27 protein-coding genes are annotated in these 23,695 nt (G+C 64.7%); 19 read left to right on the top strand and 8 right to left on the bottom strand.

The window, feature by feature from the left end; translation table 11 throughout:
• Window positions 1–11: 11 nt before the first annotated feature.
• From ACZ1DY_RS33585 to ACZ1DY_RS33575, 3 genes are all read left to right on the top strand, one after another.
• On the top strand, window positions 12–455 hold the full coding sequence (locus ACZ1DY_RS33585; RefSeq protein ID WP_465482075.1) for a hypothetical protein: 444 nt from the start codon (window positions 12–14) through the stop codon (window positions 453–455).
• A 456-nt stretch (window positions 456–911) separates the two neighbouring features.
• On the top strand, window positions 912–1,538 hold the full coding sequence (locus ACZ1DY_RS33580; protein WP_465482074.1) for a prepilin peptidase: 627 nt from the start codon (window positions 912–914) through the stop codon (window positions 1,536–1,538).
• A 62-nt stretch (window positions 1,539–1,600) separates the two neighbouring features.
• Window positions 1,601–1,843 carry a hypothetical protein gene (locus tag ACZ1DY_RS33575; protein ID WP_400563116.1) on the top strand — a complete coding sequence of 81 codons (243 nt, stop codon included), beginning with the start codon at window positions 1,601–1,603 and terminating at the stop codon, window positions 1,841–1,843.
• A 10-nt stretch (window positions 1,844–1,853) separates the two neighbouring features.
• On the opposite strand, the gene ACZ1DY_RS33570 is transcribed toward ACZ1DY_RS33575, so the two are convergent.
• The 7 genes from ACZ1DY_RS33570 to ACZ1DY_RS33540 form a co-directional block, all read right to left on the bottom strand.
• The gene (locus tag ACZ1DY_RS33570) at window positions 1,854–2,261 is read right to left on the bottom strand and encodes a hypothetical protein (RefSeq protein ID WP_465482073.1); all 408 of its coding nucleotides are present in this window, start codon (window positions 2,259–2,261) and stop codon (window positions 1,854–1,856) included.
• Window positions 2,258–3,313, bottom strand: coding sequence for a hypothetical protein (locus tag ACZ1DY_RS33565; protein ID WP_465482072.1), 1,056 nt, complete (start codon window positions 3,311–3,313; stop codon window positions 2,258–2,260). Before ACZ1DY_RS33565 ends, ACZ1DY_RS33570 begins: the two co-directional genes overlap by 4 nt.
• A gap of 1,053 nt (window positions 3,314–4,366) precedes the next feature.
• The gene (locus ACZ1DY_RS33560) at window positions 4,367–5,533 is read right to left on the bottom strand and encodes a hypothetical protein (protein ID WP_465482071.1); all 1,167 of its coding nucleotides are present in this window, start codon (window positions 5,531–5,533) and stop codon (window positions 4,367–4,369) included.
• Window positions 5,530–7,287 (bottom strand): translation initiation factor IF-2 N-terminal domain-containing protein, encoded by a 1,758-nt coding sequence (locus tag ACZ1DY_RS33555; protein WP_465482070.1) that lies wholly within the window; start codon window positions 7,285–7,287, stop codon window positions 5,530–5,532. Before ACZ1DY_RS33555 ends, ACZ1DY_RS33560 begins: the two co-directional genes overlap by 4 nt.
• Window positions 7,288–7,738: 451 nt before the next feature.
• The gene (locus ACZ1DY_RS33550) at window positions 7,739–8,611 is read right to left on the bottom strand and encodes a helix-turn-helix domain-containing protein (protein WP_465482069.1); all 873 of its coding nucleotides are present in this window, start codon (window positions 8,609–8,611) and stop codon (window positions 7,739–7,741) included.
• A 29-nt stretch (window positions 8,612–8,640) separates the two neighbouring features.
• Window positions 8,641–8,880 (bottom strand): hypothetical protein, encoded by a 240-nt coding sequence (locus ACZ1DY_RS33545; RefSeq protein WP_465482068.1) that lies wholly within the window; start codon window positions 8,878–8,880, stop codon window positions 8,641–8,643.
• Window positions 8,881–8,941: 61 nt separating this feature from the next.
• Window positions 8,942–9,274 (bottom strand): hypothetical protein, encoded by a 333-nt coding sequence (locus ACZ1DY_RS33540; RefSeq protein WP_465482067.1) that lies wholly within the window; start codon window positions 9,272–9,274, stop codon window positions 8,942–8,944.
• 412 nt (window positions 9,275–9,686) lie between these two features.
• On the opposite strand from ACZ1DY_RS33540, the gene ACZ1DY_RS33535 reads away from it, so the two are divergent.
• From ACZ1DY_RS33535 to ACZ1DY_RS33525, 3 genes are all read left to right on the top strand, one after another.
• Window positions 9,687–11,036, top strand: coding sequence for a helix-turn-helix domain-containing protein (locus tag ACZ1DY_RS33535; RefSeq protein ID WP_465482066.1), 1,350 nt, complete (start codon window positions 9,687–9,689; stop codon window positions 11,034–11,036).
• Window positions 11,037–11,053: 17 nt separating this feature from the next.
• On the top strand, window positions 11,054–11,851 hold the full coding sequence (locus ACZ1DY_RS33530) for a class I SAM-dependent methyltransferase (RefSeq protein ID WP_465482065.1): 798 nt from the start codon (window positions 11,054–11,056) through the stop codon (window positions 11,849–11,851).
• Between the two features lie 208 nt (window positions 11,852–12,059).
• Window positions 12,060–14,732: an MFS transporter gene (locus ACZ1DY_RS33525; protein WP_465482064.1), complete on the top strand. Its 2,673-nt coding sequence runs from the start codon at window positions 12,060–12,062 to the stop codon at window positions 14,730–14,732.
• Here the strand turns inward: ACZ1DY_RS33525 and ACZ1DY_RS33520 are convergent.
• Window positions 14,729–15,112: a winged helix-turn-helix transcriptional regulator gene (locus ACZ1DY_RS33520; protein ID WP_465482063.1), complete on the bottom strand. Its 384-nt coding sequence runs from the start codon at window positions 15,110–15,112 to the stop codon at window positions 14,729–14,731. The two genes, ACZ1DY_RS33525 and ACZ1DY_RS33520, sit on opposite strands and share 4 nt — an antisense overlap.
• Window positions 15,113–15,402: 290 nt before the next feature.
• On the opposite strand from ACZ1DY_RS33520, the gene ACZ1DY_RS33515 reads away from it, so the two are divergent.
• The 13 genes from ACZ1DY_RS33515 to ACZ1DY_RS33455 all read left to right on the top strand — a co-directional run bounded on the left by ACZ1DY_RS33515 (window position 15,403) and on the right by ACZ1DY_RS33455 (window position 23,694).
• Window positions 15,403–15,570, top strand: a complete 168-nt coding sequence (locus ACZ1DY_RS33515; RefSeq protein ID WP_465482062.1) for a hypothetical protein — start codon at window positions 15,403–15,405, stop codon at window positions 15,568–15,570.
• Entirely contained in the window at window positions 15,567–16,226 is a 660-nt protein-coding gene (locus ACZ1DY_RS33510) for a hypothetical protein (RefSeq protein ID WP_465482061.1), read from the top strand. Before ACZ1DY_RS33515 ends, ACZ1DY_RS33510 begins: the two co-directional genes overlap by 4 nt.
• Window position 16,227: 1 nt before the next feature.
• Window positions 16,228–16,800 carry a hypothetical protein gene (locus ACZ1DY_RS33505; RefSeq protein WP_465482060.1) on the top strand — a complete coding sequence of 191 codons (573 nt, stop codon included), beginning with the start codon at window positions 16,228–16,230 and terminating at the stop codon, window positions 16,798–16,800.
• Between the two features lie 224 nt (window positions 16,801–17,024).
• Window positions 17,025–17,690: a hypothetical protein gene (locus ACZ1DY_RS33500; RefSeq protein ID WP_465482059.1), complete on the top strand. Its 666-nt coding sequence runs from the start codon at window positions 17,025–17,027 to the stop codon at window positions 17,688–17,690.
• Entirely contained in the window at window positions 17,683–18,324 is a 642-nt protein-coding gene (locus tag ACZ1DY_RS33495) for an SAF domain-containing protein (RefSeq protein ID WP_465482058.1), read from the top strand. The genes ACZ1DY_RS33500 and ACZ1DY_RS33495 overlap by 8 nt, the downstream gene beginning before the upstream one ends.
• Window positions 18,325–18,331: 7 nt before the next feature.
• The gene (locus tag ACZ1DY_RS33490; RefSeq protein ID WP_465482057.1) at window positions 18,332–19,228 is read left to right on the top strand and encodes a hypothetical protein; all 897 of its coding nucleotides are present in this window, start codon (window positions 18,332–18,334) and stop codon (window positions 19,226–19,228) included.
• A complete protein-coding gene (locus ACZ1DY_RS33485) occupies window positions 19,218–20,558 on the top strand; it encodes a CpaF family protein (protein ID WP_465482056.1) in 1,341 nt (446 codons plus the stop codon). The genes ACZ1DY_RS33490 and ACZ1DY_RS33485 overlap by 11 nt, the downstream gene beginning before the upstream one ends.
• Window positions 20,551–21,414: a type II secretion system F family protein gene (locus tag ACZ1DY_RS33480; RefSeq protein WP_465482055.1), complete on the top strand. Its 864-nt coding sequence runs from the start codon at window positions 20,551–20,553 to the stop codon at window positions 21,412–21,414. Before ACZ1DY_RS33485 ends, ACZ1DY_RS33480 begins: the two co-directional genes overlap by 8 nt.
• On the top strand, window positions 21,411–22,277 hold the full coding sequence (locus ACZ1DY_RS33475; RefSeq protein ID WP_465482054.1) for a type II secretion system protein: 867 nt from the start codon (window positions 21,411–21,413) through the stop codon (window positions 22,275–22,277). Before ACZ1DY_RS33480 ends, ACZ1DY_RS33475 begins: the two co-directional genes overlap by 4 nt.
• 16 nt (window positions 22,278–22,293) lie before the next feature.
• Window positions 22,294–22,512 carry a hypothetical protein gene (locus ACZ1DY_RS33470; RefSeq protein ID WP_465482053.1) on the top strand — a complete coding sequence of 73 codons (219 nt, stop codon included), beginning with the start codon at window positions 22,294–22,296 and terminating at the stop codon, window positions 22,510–22,512.
• Complete coding sequence (locus ACZ1DY_RS33465) at window positions 22,509–22,883, top strand: hypothetical protein (RefSeq protein WP_465482052.1); 375 nt, start codon at window positions 22,509–22,511, stop codon at window positions 22,881–22,883. The genes ACZ1DY_RS33470 and ACZ1DY_RS33465 overlap by 4 nt, the downstream gene beginning before the upstream one ends.
• Entirely contained in the window at window positions 22,880–23,293 is a 414-nt protein-coding gene (locus ACZ1DY_RS33460; RefSeq protein ID WP_465482051.1) for a hypothetical protein, read from the top strand. The genes ACZ1DY_RS33465 and ACZ1DY_RS33460 overlap by 4 nt, the downstream gene beginning before the upstream one ends.
• Complete coding sequence (locus tag ACZ1DY_RS33455) at window positions 23,290–23,694, top strand: pilus assembly protein TadG-related protein (RefSeq protein ID WP_465482050.1); 405 nt, start codon at window positions 23,290–23,292, stop codon at window positions 23,692–23,694. Before ACZ1DY_RS33460 ends, ACZ1DY_RS33455 begins: the two co-directional genes overlap by 4 nt.
• Window position 23,695 lies beyond the last annotated feature (1 nt).

Below are 23,695 nucleotides of genomic sequence, written 5' to 3'. Positions count from 1 at the left end.
AGAGATGACCCATGAATCGTGAGATCGACCTCGACGAGGCCGAGCGCATCCTCGAGAACCTGGTCGCCGGCCGCGCGCAGAAGCGGGCCGACGACCTGCTGCCTGGCGCCGAACTCGTCGTCGACGGCGGCCAACGGGTCGCGCTGGCCAGGCACGTACGTCGGGACACGGACGAGCCCAGCCTCTTCTGGATCCGGCCGCTGAGCGCGGCCTTCCAAGACCCGGAAACGCTGCTACCCGTCTTCGACCCGGCGATCGTTCGCCGTCGGGCGCTCCACACGACCGCGGCACGGCTCGATGGCCCGCGGCTCCGGCTTGACCTTGTCGGTGGCGCGACGGTGACCGTGCAGCCGGCGCGGTCCGGCCAGCTCATGGTCCTGCAGGGCTTCGACACCTGGATGACCACGATCCCCGCTAGCGAGCGCGAGGGCCTCGAAGGGCTCGACCACGACTGAGCTTCATCGCATCAAGCGGCTCACACCGGGGCTTGTCTCGGGTATGAGTGCTAGCTCAGAACCTCAGCTGTGCGACGTCGAATGGGTCGCAGAACACCACGAGGCGCACGGCCAGCTGCTTGTTCGCGGCTCCTGCCTTGGCGAGATCATCACGAAGGCGGTCGGGGCGCTCGCCGGCCACTTCCCGCCCGTGGGTCAGGCGGCTTTGCGTGTGCGACCCGGGTGGTGGTGCGTGACCACCTGCGAGTGCCACCGTGGGCTCGCGGTCTCAAATCATCCGGGGTGGCACTACCGTCGCGCACGTTCGAACGAAGCCGGCTCTTGGTACGGCGCGGAGATCCGGTTCGACCTACGGGCGAGGCGTTCACACGGTCGAGCGACGTGAAGGCCGATTCGGTGGGCCAGCCGCCGAGCTCGTGTGACGATCACCGGATGGACGAGGGCGGCGACCGCTAGATGAACGTCGACCTGCGTATCGTCGTCGGGTTCGTGCTCGGCGGCGGCTTGGCCGCGGTATCGGCACTGCTGTTCCGCGCCACTCTCAAGACGGCGCCGAAGCGCACCCACTACATCGCGATCGTGGCCGCAGCCGCAGTGGTCGGAGCGGCTGCCGCGACCTGGCCGCCCAGCCTGGTTGCCGCAGGCGTCCTCCTTGCGATGATCGGCGTGCCGGCCGCCGCAGTCGACGTCGTCGAGCATCGGGTACCGGACCGACTCACCGCATCCCTCGCCGCGGGAACGGCCATCACACTGGTCACCGCGGCGCTGATCACCGATTCGGCGCCGTCGTTGGCCATGGCGTTCGTTGGCGCCGCGGTGTGGGCCGGCGTGCTGCTGGTGTCGTTCCTCCTCACGGGCGATCCAGGACCTGGCGACGTCAAGCTGGCGCCGAGCTTGGGGATGCTGCTTGGCTGGCTGGGGTGGAAGTGGCTCCTGACCGGGATCGTCGGTTCCTACCTGCTGGCCGCTGTGCTTGCCGGGCTCGGCCTGCTCGCGAAGCGATGGAGTCTTCGCGACGGCCGTATGCCGCTCGCGCCGCCGACGCTGGCCGCCACCGTTCTGAGCGCGACGTTGGCCGCGTGAATCGAACGCACAGGGAGAACGCCATGTTCTGAGGGCTCAGACACCAGCAAAGGAGCCCGCCGATGTACGAACCTCCGTGGTACGACCAGGACCTCGAACAAGCCGCATCGAACGCGGCACAGCGGTTCGACCTCGATGACGACCAGGCCCGTGGGTTGGTCGAGATGGTCGTCGACGCATTGGAAGAAGGTGGCGACGCCGTCGGCGACGCGGCCTGGGACGTGGAGAACGAACATCCCGGCGTCCCAGGTGAGGACTTCGTCGAGGACGTCGCTGCGGACCTCGGTTACGAAGACCTGCTGTGAGTTGACCGGTTCAATATTCGGCGTCAGCCGCGCCCGGCTTCGGTAGCCACCGTTCCCGGCCGTCGCGCGGCTGTCCGCCGATGAACCCGTCCCAGCAGACCACCTCGTGGGCCACGTCCGTACCGAGAAGCCGTGGGTCCAAAGTGGACGAAGCGTGGTTGTACGTCAGCACGAGGTTGCTGCCCTGCGTGATGACCTCCGCCATCTGGAGGTGAAAATGTGTCCACTCCAGATAGGTCCTGTACGTCCGCTCCAGCTGCTTGGCAAGGCGACGATGGAAGCCGTTCCGTTTCGACGGGATGGCTGCGATCTTGTCGTAAAGCTCTTTGGCACGAGCGAAGAAATTCTCGGCCGCGAGACAGTGATGAGCCGCCGACATGACGTCGTCGGTCGGATTCGGTCGTTTGACTGCGATCATGGTTTCCTGCCTTGTTGCTCAGGTGGGGGAGCGTCGATGAGGTTGACCTTCTTGCCGATCCGGACCGGCGCGTCAGCCGGGCCGCGCCAGTGGCCGGACACGACCTTCCAGCGTCGGAGCGAATGGTTGGGTCCGTACGCCTGCCTTCGAAGGAACGGTGCGACGGGGAACCGGACACTCACGGTGCGTCCGGTCGGCTCGAAGGCCCGTGCCGGTCGAGGAGGGGACTTCCGGCTGACCGAGAGCACTCGTACCGGGTCCGTGGAGTGACCGGCTCGTGCGGACCGCTTCCGCAACGTCTTCGGGAGGTGCTCGTCGGTGACCTCCGTGAAGCCGTTCGGCTGGCAGAAGATCCATCCGGCGTGGACTACGCGTAGCCAGTCGATCGCCGTATTGGCGGCGGCGACCTTGGTGGGGTCGAGGGGTTGCCCGCCGGGCTGGTCGGGGACGACGGCCTGGCTAGCTCCCCAAGGCATGTAGATCTCGTTGTCCCAGGTCAGCTCCGCATTCTGTGCGTGCGCGAGGCGGGTCGCTTCGGCCGTTGGGAAGCCCACCGCGCGGAACTTGGCGATGACCGCCGCGAAGTCGGTGGCGCTCCAGAAGGTCAGCCAGAGTCCACCGTCGGTATGGCTGATGAGGGTGGTATCTCCCCAGGAGACGGCGACGATGGCGACTTCCTTGCCGTCTGCCCTTGCGTAGGTCGCCAGCGGTTCGGCGAAGAGCATGAAGCCGGTCAGCGCGGGCAAGTCCTGAGGTTCGATGTCCCAGCGGTCCCGAAGATTGCGGGCGGCATGGTGAACGAGGGGGGTGATGTCGCTGGTGACGTAGAACAGCCGCGCTTCATGAAGCCGCCGGTGCTCGTCCGCCAGCATCAGTTCGGCGCCGACGTCCGGATCCCCGATCGGGCGGAGGGTTCCACGGCCTTCACGCACCATCGCCGAGGTGAACAGGTGAGCAACGGAGGTCGTGAGGTACTCGGCCAGATGCTCGCGCAAGGCGGGAAGCTCGCGCGGCTCGGGCGGGCACCAGGCTGTTTCAGCGTGCTCGGCCATGGCGACGCTCCTCGAACCGCTTCCCAACAGCCAACGGCCTCGTGCTGATGTGTCGCATTGCGCCTCCCAAGAAACCTTGATTACTACGTGAACAAGGTTCAGGGTAAGCAAACTTAGTCCACTTGGTCAACAAGGTTTGTTCGAGGCGAGACATGCCGCGTTGCCGCTGGTTCACGCCGGGCGTGCAGGTCCCTGTTAACTTCAGCCTGGTGAGCGGCGAAAACCATCGGGTGGAAGATGGCCGTCCAGCCGGCGAAGGGCTGACCCTTCGATACCTCGGGATGGTCGAAATCGGAGAGTGGTTCGAGGTCTCGCACCGGACAGTCGCCCTGTGGCGGCGCCGCTACGCCGCTGACCACCCATTTCCGGAGCCGGACGTCGTCATCGGTCGGACACCGGGCTGGTCGCCGTCGCGCGAGGCAGAGATCCGGACGTGGGAGCGGGCGCGGCCTGGTCAGGGGGCAGGTGGCGGTCGGCCAAAAAGGGCGACCTAGCCGGCTCGTTCAACTGTGGCTCGTCCACGCCTTCGTTGGGGACTCGATGCCGGTTAGCAGCTGGCCTTTACCGGGTTCGAGCGCACACCGGAGATCGTCACGAGATCAGGCAAACCGCAGACAAGGGCGTCGCGCCAAAACGAAGCGCGGGTATGAAGACCACCCAAGTAGTCGAGCGATCCCCCATCCGGTTCTGGCCAGCACCCCCATCGGACACGCGAGACGTGGTCGAGGCCCCAGGTGGTATCTGTCCGGAGCACTCCGAACAAGAACATGCTCGCACGGGCTATCCGCACCATCGGTACCGGCGACTTCGCCGAAGCTGTCGAACACACCGAGCGAGTAAATCGCGGACCGGACCAACATTGAAAGTGAGGGGACTGGTCGAGTCGTTCAGGCCACCTGATGCGGACATGCTACCCGCGGCGCGTATCTAGCACGTCGGAGCTGAGTACCTGCACGCAGAACACGAGGCCGACGTCGTCGGCAGGAGACGGAAACCTGGTTTCAGAGCGCTCATGTGATGTCAGCAGACCGCGATGACTGCTGTGGAAGATACTCACTTCACGGCTTCTTTGAGTAGATTGGCCCACTTGCGGACTGTCGCCTTGTCGCCCTTCTTGAGCAGGCGCATATGAGAAAGGCGATTTCGGATAGGGACGATCTGTTGAGAGAAGCGATCCCATGAGACCTTATCCCAGAAAAGCCCGCCGAACCTGTCCGAGCGTACGACTTCGAGTAGTTCCGGGAGCGACAACCACTCGATGGGATCACGTAGTTCAGCCACGGTCAGCGCGCCAACGTAGGCATCGGAGCGCGCACGTCCCAGCGCCGTGGCGGCAGTGTTTTTGTGAAGGAGGCTCTTGCGCCAATTCTTCACGTTGGGCTCGTTGATTGCGGCGTCTCGCAGAGCCTTGCGGATGCAACGCTCGATGTACCAGAGCCCATCGGTGACCTCGGCCAGGTCGGTTTGTGGCGACACATGGCTCGCCATGACGTCGCCGATGGCGTCCCTGAACTTCCACAAGAGCCGAGGTGCGGTGAAGGCGAATCCGCCGTCGACTACGTGGGCGAGACCTGCGCTGCGCAAGGCGTCCTGGGTGGTTAAGTCGACCTCATTGATGAATCCGGCGTCATGGCGTCCTTCGAAGAGAGCGAAGTCAAGTTCCGTGAGGACGCTGACGCCCAGTTCCGCTAGAACGTTGCGCAGGATGGTGGCGACGTCGGCCTTGCTGTCAAATCCGATCGCGGGGAGCAGAGAGCCAGGAACGCCGCGTGCCACCTCTGGACATTCGTCGTTGCGCAGCGCAGGCAGGCAATGCAGCTTGGCATCCATGAGGAGGTTGCTGCCGACGACAGGCGCGAAGGCAACTCGGGGGACCCGCGAGATGAGGCAAACTTCGATGCCGAGTGCAAGCAGTTTGAGTACCTCGATGCGGAGTGCGCCAAGGGTAGTGTTCGCGGCTTTGCCGTCGCGCGCGAAAACCTCCATTCCGGTCAGAGCGATTCGTTTCGCATCGCTCTTGACAAGGGTCGGTGTTGTGGCGAAGTCTGTGGCGTCCAGCACCGTCATTTCCAGCTGGTCCAGCAGTGGTTCCCGGAGGGGCTCAAATGCTGCTCCGCACTGGGTAAACACCAGTTTAAAGCGCGCGAGTCGCTCACGAATTTCTGTCGCGCGCTTTTGTGCCGCGCTGAGAGTCAGGTCAGTCATCGCCATCTCGGTCATAGCAGGTGCAGTACAGGAGTGAGTTCGTACGTGTTATCGACCTTTTGTACAAGGCCGAGGCTGATCAGGTGGCCGAGCGCGAGAGGTGCGTCCTCGGCGAACGCGGCGAACGACTCTGGTTCGTCGGTGAGGATTTCGAGAAGGTAGGACTCATCGGGGTAGTACCGCTTGACGTGGTCGAGCATCTCACGCATGTTCCCGGCCACCTGGCGCCGCCATTCGGTGATAGTCCGCAAGACCAAAGGTTTCTTGATCTCGCGGTGAAAGGTGTCTACAGGAAGCTCGTGGACCACGTTCGAGGCCAGATGCCGGTACAGGAACGCATGACCGCCGGTTGCCTCGAATAGGGCGTCGAGCGCGCCGGCGTCGATGCTGATGCCCATCTTCTGCCCAACGGATCGCGCAAGGTCGTCGGCCTCGTGCTTCTCGAAGGGAGCGAGAAACGTTGCCTTTGCCCAGGAAAAGAGCGGATTCGGTCGCCCATAGAGTCGTCCGCTCTCAATGATCGAGCTGGTCAGCCCAGACAGGAGAAAGGTGAAGTTCGTGTTCTCCTGGACAAGACTGCGCAACACGCCGAGAAGCTGGGCGACTGAGGTCATGTCGCCTTCGCGGATGTCAATCCTATCGGACGGGGTGAGGTACTCGATTTCGTCGAGCATCAGGACGATAGTGGTGCCATCTTCGGCTAAAGTACGCAAAACAGTCTGGAATGCTCGCTTGAACTCGGAGATTCCGGGGTTCGCTGGCAAGTCGGCGAGGGCCTGGGCGGTGAGTTCGCGGCGGCGGAGTTCGGTTACCAAGTCATCGACGAGGTCCTTGAGAAGATCCGGCACCGGATCCTCCGGTGGTGATGGCAGGCTCTCCAGGTCTCGCAGGATGAAGATCTTCTCTGGGCTGGAGAATGTTTGTGCCAACTCGGTGAGGACACTGGTCTTCCCGGCCTTACGTAGTCCGAAGAGTCCCGCGACGCGCTGGTTGCGGATGTCGTCCCGGAGGGTCTGTAGCAACTGGCGGCGCCCGAAGAACCGGTCGCCTCGTACCGGTGTGGTCTCGTAGAACAAGTCGCGAGTGAAGACGTAGCTGCTGAGAAGCTTGATGAAGGCGATCGGATCACCGTCATCGGGGAGATCGAGCGGGATGGCGAGAAAGTTCTTGGACGAGTTAGACCAATCGTCGAGCCGTTCGCGCAGGCGCGGGTCGGGCGACCAGACGACCATCATGTCCGGTGTCACCTCGCGGCGGTGCTGGAGTCTGGTCAGTATTCGTTTCGCCGCCTGAAATGTCCTCATCTGTAGATCGCGGTGGGGGCTGTAGAAGAACAACACTTCCCTGGTCAAGCCGAATGCTGACTCGATGGCTCCACTGAACCGCACCAAAGCGAACCCGCAGCCATCGGCGCCGGAAACCTCTCCCGCCACGGAGTAGAAGAACTGCGACCCGAGCTTGGCCAGGATGGTTTGGTGGTCTTCGACGACGGGAAACGCCTGCTTGAGCAGGTTCAGATGACGGAGTGTCTCGGGGTGAGTCGGTGGCCTGACGGCCCCAGCGCTCCACGTTGCTGGACGCGGCGTCGTAGATCCGGCTTGCGCCGCAGCGTCGTACTGGCCGAAGGACTCTTTCAGGCGGGTCGCAGAGGTCTCATCGACCAGGCTCGACGCGCTCCGAACATTCACCCCCTGTTCGGCTAGCCGGGCCATGACCTTGAGAGAGCTGATGCCCAACTCTTTGGCCAACTCGTGCACGCGTTGCTGCACGTGGTCTCCCCCCTGATGCGCCATTGGCTGACCGGATCATACTGGCGCACACTGACAACTTAGCCACGGAGTTGCGACTGATCAAACGGAAGAGCAGCAGTTGAGGTCGGCGTCGGCGTGGCGTCCTGCGGGCACGCCACCCCGCCCACGCGGGGACGACGCCTACTGATCTGGTCCTTTGATGATCCCCCTCATCGTCAGCGGGTTGCCGTCGACCTCGGTTCCCGCCTCCCTCTGGGTGAACTACTTTTTGGGGCAGCTAGCGGTAGGCGTCGTATCGCGTGAACAGTCGAGAAGTGCTCGCTCTACGTCGGGGATGGGGGAGTGCATGTGACCATCTGGTGGCCACATCCAGATTCACAGTGGTTTGCCGAGTTTGCTGGCGAAGAGGTCGTTGCTCCGGTTTAAATGTCTATAGCAGAAGGGCTGTCAATAGACGTGGTCCAATTTCTCACAGGCGCACTGCTGAGTTGATCTTTTCTGTGGATTCCTTATCGTTCAGGGCAACCTCGCGGAGTTCGTTCAGCTTTCGCAAGTACGGCGCCATGTCTTCGGCATCTTCCAGGACCAGCATCGCAGTGGCGGTGTGAACAGCGAGGACGGGGTTGTCATCGTAGTCTTCGAAGAAGCCGAATGCTGCTTGAAGGTCTTCGTCGAAACTGTCGGACGGAATGACGTGCACGTGGCAGTGCGGGACCGTGGAGGTGATCACCAACTGTAGGAGCTGTTCGTCCAGGACGCTGCACACTGTCGGGTCGTGGAGAGCGATCTCGTCGATGTAGAAGGTGGCGTCGAAGCCATACCTCGCACCCTTGAGTACCTCCTGCCGTGAAAGCCTTGCCTGCAAGGCTTCCTTGACGAGTGGGTCCTTGGGGTTCCGGTTGTGTCGAAGCATCACTTCCGCGTACTGCTCGCTCTGCAGCAATGAAGGAATCCGCCGCGGTTCATAGAACGTCATGGTCTTGGCGCTCGTGTGCAGGAAGTCGAAGGTCGGGAGCAGATCGGGCATGTTCTCCGGGTGGCGTTGGAGGTCGTAGCCATTGGCCGGCGACTCGGCCAACTTCTTCAGGCGATCGAACTCGGCCGGTTCCGTCCCGGCTTTTGCCAGGTAGGTGACGATGTCCAGAGGAGACCCTTCGCGCTGTCCGCTCTCCAACCGAGAGACCTTCGGAGCTCCCCAGCCGAATGGGCGGCAGATATCGACTTGGGCCAGATTGGAAGCCTCTCGTGCGTGCCGCATCGCGGCGCCGAGCTCTCGGCTCTTGGCTGTTGACTCCTCGGCACGCTTGGATCGTGCGGGTGGTTCAGGTGCCGATTTGAACACGATGGATCACTTTCTCAGGTCGGGTTTGGTCACGGCCACTGAGGACTTTGTGGCCAGAGTCGGTGGTGGAGTTCGGAAGGGATGAGGGCCGCCAGAGAGAGCCGGGCGGCGAGCACCTCCCTTGCGGCGACGTCAAACCGTTCGCATGGCCACTGCTTGCCAGAACAGATAGAGCAGAGGAACGTGACGTCGGGATCGGGCAGGTGTGCGGTCAGGTCGCATACCGAGGAGGCGACCTTGCCCAACGGGCTGTCGCTGTCGACGATCACGCAGTTCCACGACCGGATCGATGGTGGTTCTTCCATGACCGGGTCACCCGCCTCGGCTTCGTCACGGGAATGGGTAAGTCTCGTTCGAGCTACTCGCCAAGCCGCCTACGGCCTCCTGTGACAGCGGAAGTAGGGCTTCCAGGTACGGCCGTGGTTGCGGCGGGAGAACGATGACTTCGGTCGGCTCGTCGTCCAGCACCTCCGGCTCGGCCGAAGGCCATCCAATTTGCTCATGCTTTCGCTGCCGTCTGACCCTGGCGACGATCGCCAAAGCCGCCCAGTACGGCTGCCCTCGGAACAGGTGGATTCGGCGGCGCCTTCTGATCCGGCTGACGATGAGCCAGATCATGCAGACGGTGACTGCGGCAGCGCTGACAGACCAGAACATCGACATGGCGGCCTCCCGGACGGCATTCGCTCAGAAGCCTTCGCGAAGCCGGTAGGCCAGCCTGACGGAAACACACGGCCAGTACTGTCCGCAGCACGAGCATCGGCCGTGAAGCGGGTCAGTATCGGGGAAAGGCGCGTGTACGGCGAGATACAGCGTCAGCAAGCTATACAACTGGACGGGTTCGGGATCCTGTGATGGGTTGGCTCGCGATTGGGTCAACCAGAACGGCAAGCGGCGCTTCGAGTGACGGCGCATCGAGTTCTTGCAGACGGTTTTCGTCATGGCTGACCTCCGGACGCGAGTGGCTTTCCTGAACTTCCACCACTTTGGCGCGACCGCTATAGTTACGTAACGGGGTAACCTCGCTACGGTTGGTATTTACCCTCTTTTACCCCCTGGCAGAGCCGGAGACCACATGGCCGACGAGAGTGTCACCGCCGAGACGGCGCAAGCTCGTCTCGCTCGGGAGATCAAGCGGCTCCGGGGTGTGGCCGACCTGAGTCAGTCCGGCTTGGGTGGGCGGGTGGGATACACCCGGAACTACGTTTCCATGGCCGAGCGGGCCGGTGGGAATCTTCCGTCGCAGAACCTCGTCGAGGCACTCGATCAGGCCCTTGGTGCCGCAGGCCAGCTGTGCGCGCTTTGGCGCGAAGCCAAGGAGGAGCAACAGGTTCGTCGTCGCTTGGGGCGAGTTACGGTCCTGACCAGTCCACCAGAAGGGGTTGAAGATGCGGAGCTCAGCCGGCAGGCAGTCGCCGACGACGCGCGCGATGCCGCACGGACTGCGCGCATGATCGCGTCTTCGGGAACGACGAACGAGGCCGTCGAACAGTTCGACTCCGAGATCCGCAGGATCGCCGCGGCTTACATCTCCCGGCCGCTGGTCGACGTTTTCGGTGAAATTCGGGAGCTACGGCACGAGGTCTTCCGGCTGCTCGACAGCAACCGGATCCCGAACCAGCTGCGGGACCTCTATCTGCACGCGAGCAGGCTCGGCGGCTTGCAGGCACATGTGTCGCTGGACCTCGGCGACTACCGTGTCGCCGACATCCATGCGCAGACCGCGTGGCTGTACGCCAAACTCGCCGGACATCAGGACATGCTCGGCTGGATCAAGGCACTCCAAAGCCTGATCGCCTACTGGGATGACCGGCTCGAGGACGCTGTCGAACGGGCACGGGAAGGTGCTTTGTTCCGGCCTCGTGGAACGACTGGAGCTCGCTTGGCGAGTCTCGAAGCGCGGGCCTGTGCGGCACGCGGTGACGAACAGGGAACGCTGACCGCGCTCGATGTCGCGGAGACCGCGCGCGCCGACGCGGCCATGGACGAGTACTCCGGCGTCTTCACCTTTCCTGCGGCGAAGCAGTCGGTGTACGCCGGAACCACGCTGTTGACCTTGAAGAGCAACCCGGCACTAGCGAAACAGGCCATCGGAAAGTCGCAGTTCGGGCTCGACGTCTACCAGGCGGCGGCCCCCGCCGATCGTTCCGCGGGAGACATCTTCGCTGCCCGCCTCGACTTAGCTGGCGCACATATGGTCCTGGGCGATCTGGACGCCACGCAGTCGTTCCTGGTTCCCGTTCTCGCCGCGCCTCAAGTGCGTCGAACGGCCAGCATCGTCAAGAGGGCTCGCGACATCGGAGATCGATTGGGCTCCGCGAAGTACCTGACAACGGCCAGCGCCAAGGTGCTGCGCAACGAGATCCGGGAGTTCTGTGCGCCGCCACCCGCACTGCCGCCGGGATCGACGGCGGTCGCGAAGTGACGTCGCGACCTGAGGGCGTGGACACGACGAGCCGTGCCAAGCTCGCTGGAAGTGCGTACAAGGACGAAGCCGACCTCGCCGCACGGCAGGCGCTGTACAGCTGGCAGCAGCCGCGCTACGACCTGCCTGGCATCGTGCTCGAACATCTGCCGGCTTCGGCGTCGAGCGTGCTCGACCTGGGCTGCGGAAATGGGAAGTTCCTCGATCGCGTCCGGCGTGAGCGTCCGCAGGCGCTTGTCATCGGAGCTGACATCTCGCCGGGGATCCTGGCGCCCTTGTCACCGCCGACCGTGGCGGCGGACGCGACGGCGCTGCCGTTCTCGTCCGGACGGTTCGACGTCGTCCTGGCGCTGCACATGCTGTATCACGTCGCCGACCTGCCTGCGGCGCTCGAAGAGATCCGTCGTGCACTCGTTCCCGGCGGCCTCGTGTTCGTCTCGACGAACGCGCACAGCGACAAGGTCGAGCTGGACGACCTCTGGTCAGCGGCCGCCGGCGACGTCCTCGGCATCGACAACGGGCCGAGGCGGGTGGCGCTCAGCGAACGGTTCGCGCTCGAAGACGCGCCTCGCCTCCTCGAGCCGTATTTCGAACAGGCCACCACGGTCGATCTTCCCGGCGTGATCACTGTCCGCGAGCCAGATCCTGTGCTTGCGCACCTCCGTTCGTATCGGGCTTGGGCTGACGACGGCGGCGTTCCGTTCGAGGCGACGATCGACCGTGCACATGAGCTCCTCGTCCGGCACATCGACCGGCACGGCGAGTTCACGATCTCCTGCCGCGGCGGCGTCATCGTTGCGCGAAAGCGCCTCTGACCAGGCAACTCACAAGTTGATCACCTTGGGTAGTCGCGTACTACAAACGGGCGAAAAGTCGCTGATCGTGGTCACGTGACGACACTCCGGGCATACCGTGAGTTTCGGGAGAGGGACGAACGACCCGGCATGGTCAGTCCGGCGGGAGCGTGACCGCGCGACCGCATGCTGAGTTGTCGCCTGGGAGTTGCGTGTAGGGGGAACGGATATGGCGGAGCGCCGCCGTGCCGGCTTTGCCGTGCCATTGCGGAACCCGGAATTCCGGGCGCTTTGGGTCGCCGAGCTGCTGTCGATCGGCGGCGACCAGATCGCCCGTGTCGCGCTGTCGTTGCTGGTGTTCAAGGAGACATCGTCCGCGGCGTTGACCGCGTTGACCTATGCCTTGACCTTCATCCCATCCGTGCTCGGCGGCTTCCTGCTGTCCGGTCTCGCCGACCGCTATCCTCGGCGAGCCGTCCTGGTTGTCACCGACGTCGTTCGCGCGGTCCTCGCTGCGGCGATGGCACTGCCGGGGCTACCGCTGCCTGTGCTGTGGGCGTGTGTCGCGGTGCTCAGCGCGGCGGCGGGCCCGTTCAAAGCGGCGCAGTCAGCGTTGCTGCCGCAGGTCCTCGGACGCGAGGACTTCCCGGCCGGGCTCGCACTGCGGCAGTTCACCGGTCAGGTCGCTCAGGTGGTCGCTTTCGGATCCGGCGGGCTCGTGCTGACGTTGATCGAGCCGCATTTTGGAATGCTGGTGAACGCGGGCACCTTCGTGCTGAGCGCCGTGATCATCCTCAAGGGCGTGTTGTCGAGGTCGGTCAGCCGAACCGACACCGAGAAAGAGGAACCAGCGCAAGCGCCTGCCCGAACCTGGTTCCTGCTTTACGCACTGGTCCTGCTGGTGGGCGTCTACGTCGTGCCCGAGGGCTTGGCGGTGCCGTATGGACATGCGCTGGGGATCTCCGCCTTCGGTATCGGTTTGCTGCTCGCTGCCGACCCGCTGGGAAGTGCCATCGGCGCCTGGCTCACGACGCGGTTTCGCTTGCCCGCTACGCCGCTCACCGCGCTGCTGTTCGCGGTGGTGGCTGGCCTGCCCCTCGCTGCCTGTGTCTTCGAACCGGGGGTAGTTGTTTCGATCGTCCTTTGGGCCGCGTCCGGCGCTGTCTCGACCGCCTTTCTCATCCAGGTGCAGACCGTTGTCGTCGATCTGGTGCCGGACGCCCGTCGCGGGGGAGTGATGGGTCGGATGTCGACGTGTCTGCAGTGTTCACAGGGCATCGCGATCCTGGGCGGCGGGCTGGCCGCCCAGCAATTCGGGCCGTTCAGAGCCGTTGCTGCGGCGGGGGCCGTCGCGATAGGCGTGGCGGCGGGGATCAGCGTGCTGTGGGTCCTGACCCGCTCCCGGCGGCGAGCCGGGAGCGAGCGTGGTTCAGCGAATGAGGACGCGCGAGATCACCAGTCCTTGTTGGTCATCGATGAACCCTCCTCCCAGCGAACGGACTGCCTGGACGGCCCGCCCGCTGAGAACACCCCGACGACGGCGTCCGCCGGAGGACCGCCTGGGGACGCAAGCGACTCAAGTATGCAGGTCAGAGCCTCCAATGTGACCAGCGAGGCCTCCGGTGATACAGAACGTATTTGGAATGTCACACAGTGGAAGCTCTGGTCGCTGCAGGGACGGGTGATCGCCTTCGTTCTTGCGGTCGAGATCGCCGCGGTCGTCTTCACGCTTCTGCTGGACGGGTTCACGCCGGTGAGCCGATCCGATCTCTTCCGGTTCGGTGTCCTGGTGGTGCTCGGTCTCCTCGCGGCGGAAGTGACCCGGGCTGTCGAGCAGATGCGGCGCCGGTTCTCCGATACACCACACGTCAACATGAGCTCGGTCTGGACACTCGCGGCGGCTTTGCTGGTCACGCCGGCTTTGGCGGCGGCGACCGCGGTCATCCTCTACGGGCACATGTGGTGGCGCAGCTGGCGTCGAGTGTCCGGCATGTGCCTTTACCGGGTGGTGTTCAGCGCGAGCTCGGTGGTTGTCTCCTGTTGTTCGGCCATCGTGGTGGCCCGCTGGCTCCCCTCAGTCCAGGCGCTCGAAAACATCGACGACGCTGCACTGCTGGGTCTGGTCGCTGTGGTGGTCTGCTACTGGCTGGTGAACTCGGCTTTGGTCGCCGGGGTGATCGCGTTGTCGCCCGGCAAGCGTTCGGTAGGGGCGCTGGTCGGCAGCTGGAGCGAGAACAGCCTCGAATTCGCGACGTTGTGCGTCGGTGTCCTGGTCACGTTGTTGATGGTCTGGCATCCGCTCGCGCTGGTCTTCGTCATGCTGCCGCTGTATGTGCTGACGCGCAGCGTTCTCGTTCGGCAGCTCGAAGCCGCGGCGACGACGGACAGGAAGACCGGCCTGCTCAACGCCGAGACGTGGAAGACTCTCGCGGAGAACGAGGTGGCCAAGGCTCGGCGTCACCATGCGCCGATCGGCGTCCTGATGATCGATGTTGACAAGTTCAAGTCGGTAAACGACACCTTCGGACACATTGCCGGGGACAGGGTCCTGCGCGAGATCGCACAGGCGATCGTCGAAAACGTTCGGTCGTACGACATTGCCGCGCGATTCGGAGGAGAAGAGTTCGTCGTTCTGCTGCCGGGCGCTGATACGACGGCCTCGGTCGACATCGCGGACCGTGTCTGCGAGGCCGTTCGCGGTATGAAGTTCGATGACGAATTGGGTGATTTACGCCTAAGTGTCTCAATCGGCGTAGCTTCCTATCCGGAAGCGGGCGAAGCTCTCAACGATGTGCTCGTGACGGCGGACAACGTCCTGTTCGCGGCGAAGGACGCGGGCCGGGACAGGGTTCGTTCGTTGATTCCGGATCCTCGCCGGACGGCATCCGCCAAGGTGTATTAAGCGCCTCGGCGGTCGGCCACGTCAGCTTGGCGGTCCGCTTGATAAACCTGAGCCCATTCGGCCAGCGGCCGGACGGCGCGGAGCAAGGAGCGGCCGGTCGGGGTCAGCATGTAAGTGACTGTCGCGAAATTGCCCGATTCGGCGTGCCGCTCGATGAGGCCGTCTTCGCGAGCTCGCTGCAGAGTGTCGCTAAGTACTCGATTCGACAGCATGCGATCTCGGTCGGTGCGCTTCTCGACGTCGTTGATCGCGGCCAGCAATTCCGTGAACGGCGTCTCGCCGCGAGCAAGCCCTGCCAAGACTGCGACGGTCCACCTGCCTCTCAAAAGATCCAAGGCGGTCTGGACGCTGTGCCGGTACGGAATCTCCCACCCCTCCATACCGACCAGCTAACACGATTCGCTACGGCTTGCGCGCGAGCAATTCTACTCATTCCTACACCCGGACGAGTGACAAAAGCCCTGATGAGCCAAGGCTCACCCGGTGTTGACCTTGCCCTCACCGGGCCGGAAAGCGGTATTCCTGACTTGCCAGGAACGGACTGCCTGGCGACGCAGGAGAAAGAAACGAAGGCCGGCTGGACAACCTCCCCCCGCTCGAGGAACTCGCAAGCACCTCGGGCAGCTCCAGCCGGCCTTCGCCTTCAAACAGGTTCACGGAGGGAGGCCGGATGCCAGCCGACTATGTTCTCGACTGCGGTGATCGAGCGAAGTTCCCCGCGGGCGAAGACGACGAAGAACTGTTGAGCCGGTACGTCTGGTGTGACGAGTGCCGGATCTGGCGGCGCGTCATCGAGCAGGTGGATCCAGCCGATCTGGATGCCGAGGTCGGAGGATGACGGTCACCGACTTCACCGAGCGCTTGAGGAAGGCTCGACGACGCGTGTCCGATCCGGAGCCGCCGTCGAAGAACTCGTCGCGTTGGCTCAACCTTGCCACGGTGGTCGTCGCCCTGGTGTTCGCTCTGGTCACCGTCCATCTCGTCGCGGTCCTCAGGGACAGGACGGTGCCCGCGCTTGTACTGGCCAGGGATGTCGGCGCGACGCAGCCGTTCACCGAATCAGACTTGGCCGCTGTCGATCTGGTCCCTGACCACGATGTCCGCTTCATCCGAGCGGCCGACCGAGCCGCAGTCATCGGCCGCGCGCCCGCCGTCGGCCTTCAGAAAGGGACGCTCCTCACCGCGGCCAGCCTCATACCGGAGGGCGTGCCGGGAGCCGGGTTTCAGGTGGTCGGCCTGCGGGTCGAAGCCGGCCGCCGGCCGAGCCAGCCTCTTTGGCCGCACGCGCGAGTCTGTGTGTCGCCTCTGCCGCAAGCAATGCCCTGTGACTCGGTCCCGTCGGCGGGAAACGCGTTCGTCGCCCGAGTCGCCGAAGTTGGAACACCTGACTCTGAGGGGACGGTCGTGGTCGACGTGATCGTCGATTCCGGACACATCGGTCCCGCTCTGGCTGCGGCAAGCGGGTCCGTGATCATCAGCCTCAGGGGAGCATAAAATGAAGTCCAAGCTCGTGATCGCCTTGCTCGTCGCGGCCACCACGGCTGCGTGCAGTGAGGGCGGAAACACGCCCTCGGCCACGCCTGCCGCACCTCCGGTACCTCCGACATCAAGCCACGTCCCTACAGCTGAAGACGTGGCGAAGCAGAAAGCGGTCGAGGCTTACGAAGGCTACTGGCGCGTCAGCACCGCTGCGGAGAAGGCGCCGCAGGCGAAGGACTGGCGCTCAGCATTGGGCGAGTACCTCGTCGACCCAGAGCTGACGCGGCACATCGCGGAAATCCAGAATCTGGCCTCCGTGCCTTCGCATATGGAAGGTGACTACCGGCGTTCCCCTGCGGTGACCGCGGTGTCGCTCGACGAGCGCGACCCGCGGATCAAGATCACCGACTGCCTGGATCGGACTGGGCTCCACCTGGTCAGTGACAAGCCGGGCGAGCAGGGGCGGACGCTCGATAACCCGGACCAGCCGCGACGGTACGAGTTCCGTGCCGAGGTCGTCCGATACGCCAGCCTGAACGACCGGTGGCTGGTCCAAGTCGTCGAAGCCGCCTTGGACAAGCCATGCTGACGAAGACGATCGGCTCGGCTCTGCTGGTGACCGCGATGGTCAGCCCAGCGCCGGCGTGGGCCGGCCCGGCGCCAGGCCCAGGTGGCTGCCAATCCTCAGGGGTGCGCGGGACCTGCTGGGTCGGTGCGACGGATCCCGGTCGGCCGGGCCGCGAAGGAGGCCAGCCGGGGACAGGACCAGCCAGCCAGGGAAAGCGCGCCGGACCTGCTCCGCAGTGCCTTCCGATGGAGATTCCCCAGCCAGCGGGCGGTGACCCGATGTGGGCAGGAAAAGACGCGTCGAAGGGGCGGCTGGTCGTGATGATCTGCGGCGTCGGCGGCCCCGGAGGTGGTTATCCCGGCGACGCTCGTGTGACCTACGTGCCCAATGGCGCCGCGGCCGCCGTCGTGCCGCAGGTTTCGCCTGCTGAACTCGCTCGGCAGGCGATCGACCAGATGGGACTCTCCGCGCCCGACATCAGGCTGGCGCCGCCCGCCGATTCGCCGTATGGAGCCACGATCGGCTTTCCGGTGTGGATGTGGAGCGCGCGAAGCGAGGCCGCCACCGGCCCAGTCACCCGAACTGCAACCGCTGGCACCGTCAGCGTGACGGCTATCGCCAAACTCGCCCGCATCACCTGGTCTATGGGCGATGGGGCGACGAAAGCCTGCGCTGGACCGGGCACGCCGTTCACCGAAGACAAAGCTGGCCTCGCGTCACCTGACTGCGGGCACGTCTACCTGACAAAGGCTTCGTCCGGTGCCTTCTCCATCGCCGCGACCGGCCACTGGGAGATCAGCTGGTCCGGCGGCGGGATGTCCGATTCCGGGGCGATGGACCTGACGTCGAGTGCCAGGTTGCCCGTCCGTGAAATCCGCACGCTGAACTCCGGGGAGGACGGCCATGAATGACCCAGCTCCACTCGAGAAGCCACCGCTCGTGCCGGAGGTCCGGCCATTTCGACGGCGCCCCTCGAAGCTTCTGATCCTCGTGGGGCTCGTACTGGCTGCGCTGTGCGCGACCGGGACCGTGTTCATCTACCGGAACGTCGACACGACGATCGCCGCGGTAGGTGTCGCCGCTCCTGTCCGATTTGGGCAGGTCGTGCTCGACAGCTCCGTGCGCGAGGTCCAGGTCCGACCTGATCCTGGCCTGACACCAGTGCTGTGGAAGGACCGGTCGCAGTTCATCGGGCGGAAGGCCACGACGAATCTCTGGCCAGGGACCGTGCTGACCGCGCAGGCGGTCGGAGGGGAGCTCCCGCCAAGGCCGGGAGAGCAACTGCTGGGTATCGCCGTCAAGCCGGCTCAGCTCCCGGCGACTCCGCTGGAGCCGTTGAAGCCTGTTCTCCTCGTTCCTTCCGGCCAGGGCGGCACAGTGACCGAAACCTGGGAACCCGTGCAAGGGAGGGTCGTCCGCGTGGGGGAACGGGACCAGACCGGACTTCGAGTTGTCGATGTCGTCGTGGCCGAGCACCAGGGCCCCAAGCTCGCGACCAAGGGATCCGTGGGCACGGTCGCGATCGTTCTGCTGCCGGGGAGTTGAACGAACCATGCTGATCACATTCACTTCCCTACGCGGAAGTCCGGGTACGTCGGCCGTGACGCTGGCCTTGACGTGGGTATGGCCGCGGCACGCAGTCGCCGCGGAGTGCGATCCGTCCGGCGGCCAGGCGCTGGCGGTGTTCGACCCGGGCGGTTCGCTCGGCCACCGAGGGATGTTCGAGGCGATGCTGGCCGCGCGGACGATGCCGTTGCCGCAGGCGCTGTGGCAGCAGGCGATCACATTGCCGGACGGCACCGGACGACACTTTCTCCTGCCTGGGCCGCAAACGACTCGGATTGCGGAAAGCCTGCAATGGCAGCGACTGGCGCTGGCGTTCCGGACCTGGGAGTCGGTCGACGTCCTGGCGGATTGTGGTCGGCTCCGATCCCGCGGTATGCCGCATGCTGTCCTGGGGAACGCCGACCTGACGGTGCTGGTCGTACGCAACGACCGGCATTCGCTCCGGGCTTTGTCGTCCTCTGTGGACTTGGTCCGCGAAGAGATCGGCCTACTCGGTACAGCGGATGACGGCTTGGTGGTCGTTGTTGCGGCTACTCCCGCTGGGTTTCCTCTCAAGGAGGTCGAGAGGCAGTTCGCGAAACTCGGTCTGCCGGTTGTCGGCGAGATGCCGTGGGACCCATCCGCCGCCACGCAGTTCACGGACACGTTTAGGCCAGGCAAACGCTTTGAGACCTCGTCGTTGCTTGAAAAGTCCCGGAAGCTCGGGGTCGAAATCGGCAAGCGAGCCTTCACTCGGTCACGAAGGCTTAGAGGGCGGGCGATCCCTGAGCAGGCCCCCGCGAGGCAAGAGAGGCCACGACGCGAACTCGTGCGGAGGCCGCTACCGCCCTCGATTCCGAGGCCTGCCGCGTCTGCTGGTGAGGGGGACCGTCATGTTGGTTGAGCAGGACTTCGCAGGAGCGGACGAGCTCGTCGACCGGGTCCAACAGGCCCTCGCGAAGCAGGTTGAAGAAGAGATGGCACGCCAGAGCGAGCCGGAAGCAGGAGACTTCGAGCGTGCGCTCGCAGGAAAGCTGATCGACGATGTCCTCTCGGCTGTGATCAAGGAGTGGGCTGGCCGAGGCAGGCCGTTTCTGGATCCTGGCAAGGAGTGGTTCGTCAAGCAGGCCGTGATGGCGGAGATGTTCGGCGTGGGTCGGTTGGAGCCGTTGCTGGCGGACGAAGGCGTCGAGAATATCGACATCATCGGCAATGAGCCCGTCTGGCTGTCCTACGCGGACGGCACAGTCATGCGCGCACCCCGGATCGCACCGACCGATGAAGCTTTGCTTCGCTGGTTACAACGCTTGGCCGCCCGGCACGGCCGGACCGAACGCTCCATCAACAGCACTTCACCGCTGCTGAACATGGAACTACCAGGCGGGGAGCGGCTGGCCGCCACGATCGAAGTCAGTGACCGCCCGCATGTCTCCATCCGACGCCATCGGCTGTCCAAGACCGGGCTGGCAGACCTCCGGAAGCGGAGGATGATCTCGACTGCGCAACTCGCACTCCTGCGCGCGGCGGTGCGAGCGGAGAAGAACATCGTCGTCTGTGGCCGGCAACGGGCGGGGAAGACGACGCTCCTGCGGGCTCTCTGCTGGGAGATTCCTCCGGACGAACGGTTCGCGACACTGGAGACCGAGTTCGAACTTGGCCTGCACCGGCATCGCGATCGCTTTCCCGCCGTGGTCGCCTTCGAGGAACGGGTCGGCAATTCGGAGCGGTCCGGCAGCACCGTCGCCGACTTGTCGCACTTGGTCTGGCAGTCGCTTCGCATGCACACCACGCGCACGATCGTGGGCGAGGTCCGTGGCCGCGAGATCATCCCGATGCTCGACGCGCTTTCGACGGGCGGATCGGGCTCGCTCTCCACGCTGCACGCCCGCAACGCGGGGGATGCCATCAACCGGATGGCCCGCCTGTGCCTTGAAGGGAACTCTGCGTGGACCCCCGAGTTGGCGCACGAAACCGTGGCACACGCGATCGATCTCATCGTGCATGTGGAGCTCGTCGCTGACGGAAGCAGCCTCGATCGCTACGTTGCCGAGATCATCTCCGTCGAGGCTGGTGAGTATGGGCGACCCGCGCGGACTTATCTCTTCCAACGTGCTGGAGGTCGCCGATCGGTTCCTACCGGGAATCTGCCGACCGACATCGAGGACTACGAGCGCGCCGGGTTCGACCGGAACTGGCTGACCTGCGGCAGCGATGGGGAGTGGGCCCATGCCTGAACTCGTCCTCGTTCTGCTCGGTGTCGGTCTCGTTGGCGGCCTGGCCCTCGTCATCACCGGCGCGTTCGGTGTCGGCCACCGGCGAAGGCTTGTCTTCCAGTCGAAGGCCCTTCGGAGGCGTCGTCAGCACCGCAGTCTGCGTTGGCGAGGACCGCTCGCGCTGTCCACCGGCGCTCTGGCCTGGCTCGTCTCCGGCTGGCCGATCGCTGGGGTGGCCGCCACAGCCTTCGTCGTCTTCCTGCCGTGGCTTTTCTCAGCGGGAGCAATCGCCAAGCAGCGAATCGAGAGACTGGAAGCCCTGGAAACTTGGCTGCGACGTCTCAGCGACGTCATGGCGGCGGCCAACACGGGGCTCGTCAGCGCCATACAGAACTCCACCCGCGAAGCGCCGGCGTGCTTCGCCCGCGAGCTGATCACGCTGGCGCATCGCCTGCGGACCTGGGACGTGCAGGAGGCCCTACTCGAGTTCGCCGACGACATCGACGACCAGATCGGGGATGCCGCAGTGGCCGGCCTCTGCGTCGCACACCGCCAAGGCTCAGGCGTCGCCGACCTGCTGCGTGCGCTCGCTCGCCAGGTTGCAGAGGATATCGTCGCTCGCCGGACCGCTGAGTCCGAACGGGCCCGGAGGCGGTCCACCGCGCGTGTGCTGCTCGGCATCTGGGCGGCGATGTTTTTGGGGATTGTGCTCTTCGGTAGCTCGATGTACACCGCTGCCTATGCCACTCCTGTCGGGCAGGTTGTCCTGGCTGTTGTGCTCGGTTTGGTCGGGGCCTCCGCGGTATGGCTGCGTCAGCTGGGCCTCGAGCCGCCTGCCACCCGGTTCCTCTCCGCGCGGGCTCGGCGGCGGCCATGAGCACGCTCGGCCAACTCATCCTGCTGGCGCTGGGAATCGCCGGCGGAACGACACTGATCGTCGCGGCATACCTACCCGGACGTCTCCTGCTCAGCGATGTCCTGAACGGTCCGCCTGTCGTTTCGGACAGCTCGGCGCTGAATCCAGCCTTAAGAGCGGCGATCCGGTTCGCCGACCGCTGCGGAGCGAGGGCGCCGACCACAGAGCTCGACCTTGTCGGCCAGACACGCGAATCCTTCATGCTGAACCGCCTCGGCTACGCGTCCGTCGGAGCCCTCGCGGTTCCGCTGACGAGCGTGGTACTCGTCATCCTCGACGCTGGGACACCGGTCTTCCTGACGGGAGCGATGTCGCTGTGCGCGGCAGCATTCGGCTGGGCGCTTCCGCGGCTCCTGCTGCGCGCCAAGGCGCAGAAGGCACGGGCGGCATTCCGAGGGGCTCTGGTCGCCTACGCGCACCTCGTCGCTCTCGGACGCCTCGGCGACCGCGGCCTGGTCGAAGCGATGCGCTACCCGGCCTCGTTAGGTGACGGCTGGGCGTTTCAACGGATCCGGTCGGCGATGAACGAAGCGTCTCTGCGAGGCAGGATGCCGTGGGAAGGCCTTGAGCGCCTCGCCGATGAGCTGGGTGTTCGCGAGCTCAGGGATCTCGGCCACATCATCACCAGCGCAAGCGAGGGCGGAGCGAGTATCGCGGACACCCTGCGCTCGAAAGCGGCGTCGATTGCCCAACAAGGCCTGGCGGATCAGAAGACCGGTTCGTCGGTCCGTTCGGATCGGATGGACATGCCGATCGCCGTGATGGGGCTGGCGTTCATCGTCTTTCTCGCCTTCCCGGGCATCTTCACGATGCTCGGCACCTGAAACAGAGGAGAAGTACATGCTCGAGACAATGGTTGCCCGCCTGCAGTTTGCTGCACTCATGATCGGGTGCGCCTTGCAGAAGCGCGGAGCGCAGTTCGTGCGCGAGGGCGAGCGCGGCGACGAGAACATCACCAAAGCCATCTACGCCGTGCTCGGTCTCGTGCTGGCCACCGCGATCGCTGGTGCGGTCACGGCCTTCGTGAACGGCAAGCTGCCACTGATCGGAGGGCAATGAAGGTCCGGCACGAGCGCGGCGACGAGAACGTGTCGGCCATCCTTGGCCTGGGAGCACTTCTCCTGGTCACGTGGTTCGTCCTGCAAGTCATAGTGCTCTTCCTGGGGCGGAACGTGGCCTTGGAAGCGGCGCGTGATGGGGTCAACGCCGCTCGGCTGCCGCCTGTCGACATGGCGGCCGCCGAGCAGCACGCGCAGAACTACGTCAACCGTGTGACCGGCAGTTGGCTGTCCAATGTGAACGCCGAAGCCACCAGTGACGGCCGGAACGTCACCGTCATCGTCACCGCCGAGGCCGCCTCACTCGTACCGTTCGCACGGTTCTCGGTCAGCCAACGCGCGTCCGGGCCGATCGAGCAGCTGACACCATGAAGTACGGGGACCGCGGCGATGTGAACGTCGAAGTCGCGATCGGCGTGTCGGCACTGGTCGTCCTCTTCGGACTCGCGTTGGTCGGAATGCGGGTCATCACTGCGGAAGCCGCAGTGGACGAGGCTGCCCGCTCTGCCGCACGTGCGGCTTCCATCGCCCGTGACGGCCATGCCGCGGCGTCGGTAGCCGAGGTGCGGGCACGAGCTGTTATCGCTCAGCAGGGCTTGAACTGCGCCCAGCTCAATATCGCTGTCGATGCTCGAGACTTCGCGAAACCGCTGGGCGAGACCGGTTATGTGGTCGCCACCGTCAGCTGTGAGATCGCGTTCGGCGATCTCATGATCCCGGGTTCGCGAGTCGCTGTTTCCGAGTTCCGATCACCGATCGATCGCTATGGAGCCCGCCGATGATCCGCTTGCGTGGTGAACGCGGCTCCGTCTCCGTGTGGCTGGTGGGACTGAGCATCGCGCTGGTCATCGCCATCGGATGGGCAGTCGACGGCAGTCGAAAGGCCCAAGCCCATTCGAAGGCGACGTCGGTCGCCGAAGAAGCCGCGCGCGTAGGGGGGCAAGCTATCCGCGTTCATGCTCTTGCCGCCGGCCAGGTCGCAGACGTCGACCCGCAGCAAGCCATCGCTGAAGCAGAGCGCTACCTCGCGGCGACGGGCATTACCGGAACCGTTGCCGTACAGGGCAACCGGATCGTCGTCGACACCACGATCATCAGAACCACCATCTTCCTCAGCGTCATCGGAGTATCGGAGTTCTCCGTGCGTGGCCACGGCGCCGCCGATCTGGTCTCCGACGGATAGG

This window comes from Amycolatopsis sp. PSD-21, from assembly GCF_055561455.1.
Note: the sequence above shows the minus strand (reverse complement) of the source record. Positions and strands in the feature narration are given on the sequence as shown.

Coding starts and splice junctions, on each gene's coding strand:
- ACZ1DY_RS33460 (WP_465482051.1), top strand. CDS start 22,880: ATGAAGTACGGGGACCGCGGCGATGTGAACGTCGAAGTCGCGATCGGC.
- ACZ1DY_RS33570 (WP_465482073.1), bottom strand. CDS start 2,261: ATGATCGCAGTCAAACGACCGAATCCGACCGACGACGTCATGTCGGCG.
- ACZ1DY_RS33525 (WP_465482064.1), top strand. CDS start 12,060: ATGGCGGAGCGCCGCCGTGCCGGCTTTGCCGTGCCATTGCGGAACCCG.
- ACZ1DY_RS33475 (WP_465482054.1), top strand. CDS start 21,411: ATGAGCACGCTCGGCCAACTCATCCTGCTGGCGCTGGGAATCGCCGGC.
- ACZ1DY_RS33540 (WP_465482067.1), bottom strand. CDS start 9,274: ATGTCGATGTTCTGGTCTGTCAGCGCTGCCGCAGTCACCGTCTGCATG.
- ACZ1DY_RS33515 (WP_465482062.1), top strand. CDS start 15,403: ATGCCAGCCGACTATGTTCTCGACTGCGGTGATCGAGCGAAGTTCCCC.
- ACZ1DY_RS33480 (WP_465482055.1), top strand. CDS start 20,551: ATGCCTGAACTCGTCCTCGTTCTGCTCGGTGTCGGTCTCGTTGGCGGC.
- ACZ1DY_RS33465 (WP_465482052.1), top strand. CDS start 22,509: ATGAAGGTCCGGCACGAGCGCGGCGACGAGAACGTGTCGGCCATCCTT.
- ACZ1DY_RS33565 (WP_465482072.1), bottom strand. CDS start 3,313: ATGGCCGAGCACGCTGAAACAGCCTGGTGCCCGCCCGAGCCGCGCGAG.
- ACZ1DY_RS33455 (WP_465482050.1), top strand. CDS start 23,290: ATGATCCGCTTGCGTGGTGAACGCGGCTCCGTCTCCGTGTGGCTGGTG.
- ACZ1DY_RS33500 (WP_465482059.1), top strand. CDS start 17,025: ATGGAGATTCCCCAGCCAGCGGGCGGTGACCCGATGTGGGCAGGAAAA.
- ACZ1DY_RS33520 (WP_465482063.1), bottom strand. CDS start 15,112: ATGGAGGGGTGGGAGATTCCGTACCGGCACAGCGTCCAGACCGCCTTG.
- ACZ1DY_RS33580 (WP_465482074.1), top strand. CDS start 912: ATGAACGTCGACCTGCGTATCGTCGTCGGGTTCGTGCTCGGCGGCGGC.
- ACZ1DY_RS33505 (WP_465482060.1), top strand. CDS start 16,228: ATGAAGTCCAAGCTCGTGATCGCCTTGCTCGTCGCGGCCACCACGGCT.
- ACZ1DY_RS33485 (WP_465482056.1), top strand. CDS start 19,218: ATGTTGGTTGAGCAGGACTTCGCAGGAGCGGACGAGCTCGTCGACCGG.
- ACZ1DY_RS33585 (WP_465482075.1), top strand. CDS start 12: ATGAATCGTGAGATCGACCTCGACGAGGCCGAGCGCATCCTCGAGAAC.
- ACZ1DY_RS33535 (WP_465482066.1), top strand. CDS start 9,687: ATGGCCGACGAGAGTGTCACCGCCGAGACGGCGCAAGCTCGTCTCGCT.
- ACZ1DY_RS33560 (WP_465482071.1), bottom strand. CDS start 5,533: ATGACCGAGATGGCGATGACTGACCTGACTCTCAGCGCGGCACAAAAG.
- ACZ1DY_RS33470 (WP_465482053.1), top strand. CDS start 22,294: ATGCTCGAGACAATGGTTGCCCGCCTGCAGTTTGCTGCACTCATGATC.
- ACZ1DY_RS33575 (WP_400563116.1), top strand. CDS start 1,601: ATGTACGAACCTCCGTGGTACGACCAGGACCTCGAACAAGCCGCATCG.
- ACZ1DY_RS33495 (WP_465482058.1), top strand. CDS start 17,683: ATGAATGACCCAGCTCCACTCGAGAAGCCACCGCTCGTGCCGGAGGTC.
- ACZ1DY_RS33490 (WP_465482057.1), top strand. CDS start 18,332: ATGCTGATCACATTCACTTCCCTACGCGGAAGTCCGGGTACGTCGGCC.
- ACZ1DY_RS33510 (WP_465482061.1), top strand. CDS start 15,567: ATGACGGTCACCGACTTCACCGAGCGCTTGAGGAAGGCTCGACGACGC.